The organism is Micromonospora sp. ATA51 (assembly GCF_016802855.1).
Lineage (GTDB): Bacteria > Actinomycetota > Actinomycetes > Mycobacteriales > Micromonosporaceae > Micromonospora > Micromonospora sicca.
In genome coordinates this window covers 1-8,766 of record NZ_JAEVHJ010000290.1, presented here as the reverse complement: position 1 = coordinate 8,766, position 8,766 = coordinate 1, and the positions used below count along the sequence as shown (strand labels likewise).

General features: G+C 75.5%; 7 protein-coding genes and 3 pseudogenes. 1 reads left to right on the top strand and 9 read right to left on the bottom strand.

What is annotated here, in order from left to right; all coding sequences use genetic code 11:
- Positions 1-268 (top strand): ROK family protein (locus JNW87_RS30320; protein WP_375373565.1); only part of this gene is annotated, 268 nt, incomplete at its 5' end.
- A gap of 324 nt (positions 269-592) precedes the next feature.
- Here JNW87_RS30320 and JNW87_RS30315 read toward each other — a convergent pair.
- The 9 genes and pseudogenes from JNW87_RS30315 to JNW87_RS30275 form a co-directional block, all read right to left on the bottom strand.
- Positions 593-1,603 (bottom strand): sugar phosphate isomerase/epimerase, encoded by a 1,011-nt coding sequence (locus JNW87_RS30315; protein WP_109804703.1) that lies wholly within the window; start codon positions 1,601-1,603, stop codon positions 593-595.
- A gap of 217 nt (positions 1,604-1,820) precedes the next feature.
- A complete protein-coding gene (locus JNW87_RS30310; protein ID WP_238454842.1) occupies positions 1,821-2,081 on the bottom strand; it encodes an ATP-binding protein in 261 nt (86 codons plus the stop codon).
- Complete coding sequence (locus JNW87_RS30305) at positions 2,048-2,458, bottom strand: hypothetical protein (protein WP_238454841.1); 411 nt, start codon at positions 2,456-2,458, stop codon at positions 2,048-2,050. The genes JNW87_RS30310 and JNW87_RS30305 overlap by 34 nt, the downstream gene beginning before the upstream one ends.
- A gap of 200 nt (positions 2,459-2,658) precedes the next feature.
- Positions 2,659-3,693, bottom strand: a complete 1,035-nt coding sequence (locus JNW87_RS30300; protein ID WP_375373566.1) for a polyprenyl synthetase family protein — start codon at positions 3,691-3,693, stop codon at positions 2,659-2,661.
- Between the two features lie 28 nt (positions 3,694-3,721).
- A pseudogene (locus JNW87_RS30295) lies at positions 3,722-5,114 on the bottom strand (alkaline phosphatase family protein).
- Positions 5,111-6,308, bottom strand: a pseudogene (gene eboE / locus JNW87_RS41755) (metabolite traffic protein EboE). The pseudogenes JNW87_RS30295 and eboE overlap by 4 nt, the downstream one beginning before the upstream one ends.
- The gene (locus JNW87_RS30285; protein WP_109804698.1) at positions 6,308-7,159 is read right to left on the bottom strand and encodes a TatD family hydrolase; all 852 of its coding nucleotides are present in this window, start codon (positions 7,157-7,159) and stop codon (positions 6,308-6,310) included. Before JNW87_RS30285 ends, eboE begins: the two are co-directional and overlap by 1 nt.
- Positions 7,159-7,780, bottom strand: a pseudogene (locus JNW87_RS30280) (EboA domain-containing protein). The gene JNW87_RS30285 and the pseudogene JNW87_RS30280 overlap by 1 nt, the downstream one beginning before the upstream one ends.
- A gap of 13 nt (positions 7,781-7,793) precedes the next feature.
- Positions 7,794-8,714: a sugar phosphate isomerase/epimerase gene (locus JNW87_RS30275; protein WP_109804696.1), complete on the bottom strand. Its 921-nt coding sequence runs from the start codon at positions 8,712-8,714 to the stop codon at positions 7,794-7,796.
- Between the last annotated feature and the right edge of the window lie 52 nt (positions 8,715-8,766).

Below are 8,766 nucleotides of genomic sequence, written 5' to 3'. Positions count from 1 at the left end.
GCAGACCCTGGTGCGCGACGGCGCCCGCCGGCTGGGGCAGGTGCTGGTCGGCCTGGTCAGCTTCTTCAACCCGGCCATCGTGATCATCGGTGGGGCGGCCCCCGGCATCGGGCCCGTGCTGCTCGCCGAGATCCGCGGAGTGGTCTACCGGCGCTCCACGCCGCTCGCCACCGGCAGCATGCCGATCGTCCTGTCCGACCTGGACGACCGGGCCGCCCTGGTCGGCGCGGCCCGCCTGATCAGCGACCAGGTCTTCGCGGCCCGCTGACCCGGGGTGGGGCGGGGCTGCGCGGCTCGGTCCGGCCGCGCTCATGTCCGGGCAGCGGGGGCCGGCCGCCGTCGGGGATCACCCTCCGGCGCAGACGCTATGAAGCTGATAACGCAAGTGAATCACCGTGCCGGGCAGGCCCATCCCGCCAGGCGGCGGTTCGTCGTTGGCCGGCGAGCCCACAGTGAATCGTTTACGTCATCAGCTTCGTAGCCCCCGACGGGGCATCTGCCGACAGCCGCGCCACGCCCGTGCCGGCTCCGGCGACACGACTGAAATGCTCGCCCGCCCGGGGCCGACGCGGCCGGCCCCGGGCGGCGCGGGTCAGTCGCGGTTGCTGCTGAACGCGGCGTCGAAGGCGGCCGCCGGGGCGTCGAAGGCGAGCCGGCGGACGAACTGGAGCGCCTCGGGCGCGCCGACCAGCCGGTCCATGCCGGCGTCCTCCCACTCGATGGAGATCGGGCCGGTGTACCCGATCGCGTTCAGCGCCCGGAAGCAGTCCTCCCAGGGCACGTCCCCGTGGCCGGTGGAGACGAAGTCCCAGCCCCGGCGCAGATCCGCCCAGGGCAGGTGGGAGGAGAGCCGGCCGCGCCGGCCGTCGCCGGTGCGGACCTTCGCGTCCTTGCAGTCCACGTGGTAGATCCGGTCGGCGAAGTCGAAGATGAAGTTGACCGGGTCCAGCTCCTGCCAGACGAAGTGCGACGGATCCCAGTTCAGCCCGAACGCCGGGCGGTGGCCGATCGCCTCCAGGGCCCGCTTGGTGGTCCAGTAGTCGTACGCGATCTCGCTGGGGTGCACCTCGTGGGCGAAGCGGACCCCCACCTCGTCGAAGACGTCCAGGATCGGGTTCCACCGGTCGGCGAAGTCCTGGTAACCGCGTTCGATCATCGCCGGGGGCACCGGCGGGAACATCGCCAGGGTGTGCCAGATCGACGAGCCGGTGAAGCCGACCACCGTCTTGACGCCCAGCTTCGCCGCCGCCCGGGCGGTGGCCTGCATCTCCTCGGCGGCGCGCCGGCGGACCCCCTCGGGCTCGCCGTCGCCCCAGATCCGGGCGGGCAGGATGTCCCGGTGCCGCTCGTCGATCGGGTGGTCGCAGACCGCCTGACCGACCAGGTGGTTGGAGATGGCGAAGACCTGAAGGTTGTGCTTGGCGAGGGTGGCCCGCTTCCGGTCGACGTACGACTCGTCGGCGAGGGCCTTGTCGACCTCGAAGTGGTCACCCCAGCAGGCGATCTCCAGGCCGTCGTAACCCCATTCGGCGGCGAGCCGGCAGACCTCGTCGAACGGAAGGTCGGCCCACTGGCCGGTGAAGAGCGTGATGGGTCGCGCCATTGTCCTTCTCCCCTGTCGTCATGGGGGATTCCGTAGCGGACCGGGGCGAGGGCGACCGGGTGCGGGCGGCCCCGACTGAAGGCCGGTGGGCGCGTTCGCACCTGGGCCCGACGGGTTGCGCCTCCCGTCGGGTCACCGGCCACCTCGCGGTCGCCGCCCTCACTCTAGGTCGGCGGGGACCGTCGGGGAAGGCCCGGCACCACCGGCAACCGAACCCTCATCCGGCCTCCTCCTCGGGGGCGGGCAACTCGGCCCGGACCAGCCAGCCGCCGCCCGGACGCGGCCCGGCGGAGAAGACACCACCGACGCTCTCGGCCCGCTCGCGCATGCCGACCACCTCCGGGCGGGGCGGGCCGTCGTCGCGTACCTCGATGGTGACGCCCTCGGGGTCGTAGCGCAGGCGGACGGCGACGGCCCCACCCGGGGCGTGCTCGTGCGCGTTGGTCAGCGACTCCTGGATGATCCGGTACGCCGCCACGTCGACGCCGTCGGGCAGCGGCCGGGGCTGCCCGCCGACGGTCCAGCGCACCGACTGCCGGCGCCGAGCCCCTCCATCAGGGCGTCGAGCCGGTTGAGGCTGGGCGCCGGCTCGGCGGGCACGGGGGTCCTGACCGGTGTGAGATGGTGGGCCGCCACGTCGTGCGGTCTCCCGTACGCCCGCCGGCGGCGCACCTCCACGCCGAGGGCGGCCGCGACGCCGAACCAGAGCAGCAGCACCACGACGGCCCGGCCCAGCCACGGCACGTCGCGGGTGAGCACCAGCAGGCTGACCACGAACAGCACCGTGGCCAGCAGCGCGCCGGCGAGCGTCGGGTGCGCCCGGACGATCCGGCGCCACTGGGCGAGGCGTCCCATGCGGCCCAAGGTACGGCAGCCGGCCGGGCGGGGCCGCGCGCGTCCGAAGTCGGGGCGGCGCGTCGCCGGCCCGGCGGGTCGGAGGTGGCGCAGGTCAGCCGGGGGCTGGCAGGTTCCGGCAGCGGTCGCGGGGAAAGCGGGGCGCCGCGCGCAGCACCACGTCACAGCCCGCCGCGCTGGTCCGCGCAACCAACTGCCGGTCAGTGTCGGCGGTACACCGCGCGGGCCGCCAGGTCCGCGAGCGCCGACAGCGCCGGCTCCGCCAGGGACTGCCGGTCCAGCGCGGCCCGCGCCTGCTCCGCGCGTACCCGGATCATCCGCTCCACCTGCTCCCGGGCCCCGGTGGCCTCGATGAGCTCGCGCAGCTCGGCGGCGCCGGCCGCGTCCAACGCCGGGTTGCCGAAGAGGGCCCGCAGCCGGGCGGACCCGGCCGGGTCGGTGGCGGCCCGGGTCAACGCCATCAGCACCGTGGGCTTGCCCTCGCGCAGGTCGTCCATGGTGGACTTGCCGGTGACCGCCGGGTCGCCGAAGACCCCGAGCAGGTCGTCGCGGAGCTGGAAGGCGTCGCCGAGCGGGTCGCCGAACTCGGCCAGGGCGGCCACCGCGGCCGGGTCCGCGCCGGCCAGGGCGGCCCCGATCTGCAACGGCCGGGTCACCGTGTACCGGGCGGTCTTCATCCGGATCACGGTCAACGCGGTCGCCACCGAGCCGTCCCCGACGGCCGAGACCAGGTCGAGGTACTCCCCCGCGATCACCTCGGCGCGCATCAGCGCGAAGACCGCGTACCCCCGGCGGAGCTGCTCGGCGCCCAGGCCGCAGCCGTGGAACATCTCCTGCGACCAGGCGATGCAGAGGTTCCCGCAGAGCAGGGCGGCGCCCCGCCCGTACGCCTCGGGGTCGCCCCGCCAGCCCGACCGGGCGTGCAGGTCGGCGAAGTGCCGGTGCACCGTGGGCTGGCCGCGCCGGCGGTCGCTGCCGTCCAGGATGTCGTCGTGGATCAGCGCGAAGGCGTGGAACAGCTCCAGCGCCGCCGCCGCGCCGACGATCGGTGGCCCGTCCGCCCCGCCGAAACCGCGCCAGCCCCAGTAGCAGAACAGGGGCCGCAGCCGCTTGCCACCGGCCAGGACGAACCGGCGCAGGGCGGCGTGGACGGCCCCCGGAACGCCGTCCGACCGACCCGGCCCCCGCCGCTGCAGGAACGCCGCGAGTTCCGCGTCGAAACGCGCCCGCAGCAGGGCCGGGTCGTCGGTACGACGGTTATGGTCATGGCGCCTCCCGGGCCAGTCCGGCGAGCTGGAGCAGCAGCGCCTTCACGTCGGTCGCGGCCAGCCGGTCGCGGGCGCGGACGGGTCCGAGCAGAGCAGCACCGGCCCGTCCGCCGGGTCGGCGGCAGCCGGCCGTGCGAGCCACGGACCGCCCGAGCGCCGGCGTCCAGCCCGACCACGCTCATCAGGTAGCGCAGGCCGAGCTTCTTACGGGCCAGCGCCACCGCGGCCCGACGCTTCGCCGCGCCCGGCGCCGCGGGGTCGAAGAAGAGTTCAGCCGGGTCGTACCCGGGCTTGCGGTGGATCTCGACCAGCCGGGCGAAGTCGGGGGCGCGGGCCTCGTCGAGCCAGTAGTAGTAGGTGAACCAGGCGTCCGGCTCGGCCACCAGCACCAGTTCGCCGGAGCGGTCGTGGTCCAGCCCGTACCCGGCCTGGCCGTCTGCGTCGAGCACCTCGGCCACCCCCGGCAGCCCGGCGCAGAGCTTCGCCACCGCCGGCACGTCGGCCGGGTCCTTGACGTAGACGTGCGCCACCTGATGGTCGGCGACCGCGAAGGCCCGGGACGTCCACGGGTCGAGGTACTCCATGCCGGCCTGGGTGTAGACCCGCAGCAGTCCCTCGGCGCGCAGCAGCCGGTTGACGTCCACCGGCCGGGACACGTCGGTGATGCCGTACTCCGACAGCGCCACCACCGTGGCGGCCTTCACCCGGGCGGCGTCGAGCAGCGGGGCGAGCACCGCGTCCAGCTCGGCCGCCGCCGCGGCGGCCCGCGGCGAGTTCGGGCCGAAGCGTTGCAGGTCGTAGTCCAGGTGCGGCACGTAGACCAGGGTCAGGTCGGGCGCCTGGTCGGCCAGGATCCGCTCGGCGGCCCGGCAGATCCACCGGGACGACGGCAGCCCGGCGCCCGGCCCCCAGTAGGTGAACAGCGGGAACGTGCCGAGCGCCTCGGTGAGGACGTCGTGCAGCTCCGGCGGATCGGTCCAGCAGTCCGGCTCCTTGCGGCCGTCGGCGTGGTAGACCGGGCGCGGGGTGACCGTCCAGTCCACGTCGGCGCCCATCGCGTACCACCAGCAGACGTTCGCCACCGTGTAGCCGGGCTCGACCCGGCGGGCCGCCTGCCAGAGCTTCTCCCCGCCGACCAGCGCGTGGTGCTGCCGCCACAGCAGCACCTCGCCGAGGTCCCGGAAGTACCAGCCGTTGCCGACGATCCCGTGCCCGGAGGGCGGCTCGCCGGTGAGGAAGGTGGACTGGACCGAGCAGGTCACGGCGGGCAGCACGGTGCCCAGCTCGGCGGCGAAGCCGGCCTCGGCCACCGCCCGCAGCCGGGGCATGTGCGCGAGCAGGCGCGGGGTCAGGCCCACCACGTCCAGCACCACCAGCCGCCGGCTCATCGCCGTACCCCCGTCCGGGCCGGAGTCGCGGCGGCGAGGCCGACGGCGACCAGCTCGTCGCGGGCGAAGGCCAGCTCGGCGGCGATCCCGGCGGCCAGCTCCGGGTCGGTGCGCGGCCGCCGCGCCGCCGGCAGCACCCCCCAGGTGTACGTCTCGACGTCGAGGTGGTCGCAGCCGGCGGTCGGGCCGGCGAACAGCCCGGCCAGGGCGGCCCGCAGCACCGGCAGGGTGGAGCGCAGCGGCGGCTCGGGCGGCGCGTGCAGCGGCACGTGGTAGTGCACCCGCCACGGCCCGGGCAGCCGCGCGTCGAGGGCGGCGTCCAGGTCGTCGGCCGCGTACGCCGGGTCGGCCGGGTCGGCGGCGGACGCGCAGCCGGCGGCGCGGGTCTGGTGCAGGAAGCGGGGCTCGACCCAGTGGCGCAGCGCCTCGGTCGAGCCGCCCGGGTCGCGCCTCGACGGCGGCGGAGACCTGCACCTTGACCACCGGCAGTCCGGCCGACGCCAGCCGGCCCAGCGCCTCGGCCGGCTCCTCCCAGGCGCACGCCAGGTGCGCCAGATCGAGGCAGATCCCGAGCCGGTCGGTATCCATGGCTGACAATACCGCGCTCGCTTGTCCCGTGGACTCCACAATGCACCCCGGTTCCGGTTCGAAACCGACCCGGATCGGCCGGCCGGTCTCCCGCTCGACCGCGGCGAGCCCGGTCGCCAGCTCGGCGAGCCGGCGCCGGGCGACGTCGGCCCGGTCGGCGTCCCACGGCTCCCGCCAGGCCAGCGGCAGGGTGGAGACCGAGCCCCGGGCCGCGTCGTCGGGGAGCAGGTTGGCCAGCACCCGGGCCAGGTCCAGGGTGTACGCGAGCCGGTCGCCGGTGGTCCAGTCCGGGTGGTAGACCGCGCCCTTGACCACCGGGGCCTGGAAGGAGGCGTACGGGAAGCCGTTGAGGGTGACCACCTCCAGCCCGCGTACGGTCAGCTCGGTGCGCAGCCGCCGGCGCAGCGCCGGGTCGGCGGCCAGCTCGGCGGCGACCGGGGCGGCCAGCCAGAGCCCGAGTCCGAGCAGGTCGGCGTCGAGGGCCCGGCGCACCGGCACCGCGTAGCGGTCGAGCTGGGCGAGGATGCCGGCCAGGTCCTCCGCGGGGTGGACGTTGGTGCAGTAGCCGAGGTGGACGGTGCTGCCGTCGGCGTGCCGGAGCCGCATCACTCGCCCCCGCGCAGGATGGAGTTGCCGGCGAAGGTGACGCCGGGCGCCGCCAGGTCGCTGAGGTCGAGCCGGCCGGACTGGCCGTAGAACTCCACCGGATTGCGCCACAGCACCTGGTCGACGTCGTCCCCGGTGAAGCCGGCGAGCAGCATCGCCTCGCCGGTGGCCCGGGTCAGCAGCGGGTCGGAGCGCCCCCAGTCGGCCGCCGAGTTCACCAGCATCCGCTCGGTCCCGTACGTCCGCAGCAGCTCGACCATTCGCGGCGGCGTCATCTTGGTGTCGGGGTAGATGGAGAAGCCCAGCCAGCAGCCGGTGTCCCGGACCAGCTTCACGGTGACCTCGTTGAGGTGGTCGACCAGCACCCGGCCCGGCTCGATGCCCGACTCGGCGACCACCGCGAGGCTCCGCTCGACGCCCCGCGCCTTGTCCCGGTGCGGGGTGTGGACCAGGGCGGGCAGGTCGTGGGCGACGGCCAGGGCGAGCTGGCCGGCGAACGCGGCGTCCTCGGCCGGCGTCATCGAGTCGTAGCCGATCTCACCGACCGCCACCACGCCGTCCTTGTCCAGGTAGCGCGGGAGCAGGTCGAGCACCGGGTGGCAGCGCGGGTCGTTGGCCTCCTTGGGGTTGAGCGCGACGGTGGCGTGGTGCCGGACCCCGAACTGCCCGGCCCGGAACGGCTCCCAGCCGATCAGCGAGTCGAAGTAGTCGACGAAGCTGGCGGCGCTGGTGCGGGGCTGACCCAGCCAGAACGCCGGCTCCACCACCGCGCGTACCCCGGCGGCGGCCATCCGCTCGTAGTCGTCGGTGGTCCGTGACGTCATGTGGATGTGCGGGTCGAAGATGCGCATCACGCCTCCCTGGCGGTGGTCAGGTCCGAGCCGGCGCCGAGCCGGTCGAGCAGGTCGGTGGCGTCGGCGGGCATGGCCCGGCCGGCGGCGTGCCGCTCGGCCGCCAGCGCGGCCAGCATCGCGCCGAGTTCGCCGTCCGCGCGCCCGTCGAGGTCGTCCACCACCGCCAGCGGTACGCCGGTGAAGACGCACTTGAGCACCGCCTGCCGCCAGGCGGACTGCTCCAGGTGCCGGGCGTACGGGCCGAGGGCGGCGGCTACCAGCCGGGTGTCGTTGGTGCGGATGGCGTCGTGCAGCAGCGGTACGCAGGCCGCGCCGATCGGCAGCAGCGGCAGCGCCCGCAGCACGGCCCGCTTCTCGGCCGCGTCGCCGTGCCGGTAGAGGGTCTCCGCCGTGGCCGCCGCCTGGTCGGCGGGGAGCGCGGTGAGCAGCAGCGCCCGGGCGGCCTCGTCGGCGGTCCAGCCGGGCGGGTCGCAGCGGTCCCCGCCCGCAGCGCCGCGCGGCGGCGGGGAACAGCCGGGCGATCGCCGCGGGTTCGGCCGCGACGCGGCGCAGCGCCGCGTCCAGCCACTGCGGATCGGGTACGCCCCGCAACGCGGCGCGCAGTCGGTCGGGTGTCATGCCGTCTCCCCTCTCAGGTACGTGGTGCGCCGCCGCCCTTCTCGGCCGCCCGGGCGGCGGCGTGCAGGAACTCGATCGAGCCGGCGGCCACGGTCGGTGCGGCGTGCGAGTGCCGGGGCAGTTCCACCGCGACCAGGCCGCGGTAGCCGGCGTCGGCGAGGGCGCGCAGCACCGGCGGGAAATCGATCTCACCGGCGCCGAACTCGAGGTGCTCGTGCACGCCCCGGCGCATGTCGTCGATCTGCACGTTGACCAGGTGGTCGGCGACCGCCGCCACGCAGTCCGGCACCGGCGTCGGCTCCAGGCAGCGACAGTGTCCGATGTCGAGGGTGATGCCGAATGCGGGTGGCGCGTCGAGCGCGGCCCGCAGCCGCCGCCAGCCGGCGATGTCCTCGACCAGCATCCCGGGCTCCGGCTCGAAGCCGAGCGGCACGCCCGCGGCCTCCGCCTCGGCGCAGACGGTGGCGCAGCCGGCCACCAGCCGGTCCCACGCGACGGCCGCCGGGACCTCCGGTGGGCGTACCCCGGCCCAGTACGAGACCGCCTCGGCGCCCAGGTCGGCGCCGATCCGCACCGCCCGGCGGAGGAAGTCGACCCGCCGGGCCGGGTCGTCGTGCAGCAGCGTCGGGGCGTGCTTGTGCCACGGGTCGAGCAGGTAGCGGGCCCCGGTCTCGACCACCGTGGCCAGGCCGAGCGCGGCCAGCCGGCGGTGCACGGCGGCGACCCGGCGGGCCAGCCCGGGCGCGAACGGGTCCAGGTGGTCGTGGTCCAGGGTGAGCGCCACCCCCTGGTAGCCGAGGTCGGCGATGACCGCCAGCGCGTCGAGCAGCCGGTGGTTGGCGAAGCCGTTGGTCCCGTAGCCGAATCGCAGCCCGGTCGGGCGGAGCGGCACGTCGGCCGCCCCGGCCGGCCCCGGTGCCGCGCGCCCGGTCATGTCGGCGACACCAACCGGGCGAGACGGCGCCCGAGCGGGGCGGCGGCCGCGA

Coding starts and splice junctions, on each gene's coding strand:
- JNW87_RS30315 (WP_109804703.1), bottom strand. CDS start 1,603: ATGGCGCGACCCATCACGCTCTTCACCGGCCAGTGGGCCGACCTTCCG.
- JNW87_RS30305 (WP_238454841.1), bottom strand. CDS start 2,458: ATGGGACGCCTCGCCCAGTGGCGCCGGATCGTCCGGGCGCACCCGACG.
- JNW87_RS30285 (WP_109804698.1), bottom strand. CDS start 7,159: ATGCGCATCTTCGACCCGCACATCCACATGACGTCACGGACCACCGAC.
- JNW87_RS30275 (WP_109804696.1), bottom strand. CDS start 8,714: ATGACCGGGCGCGCGGCACCGGGGCCGGCCGGGGCGGCCGACGTGCCG.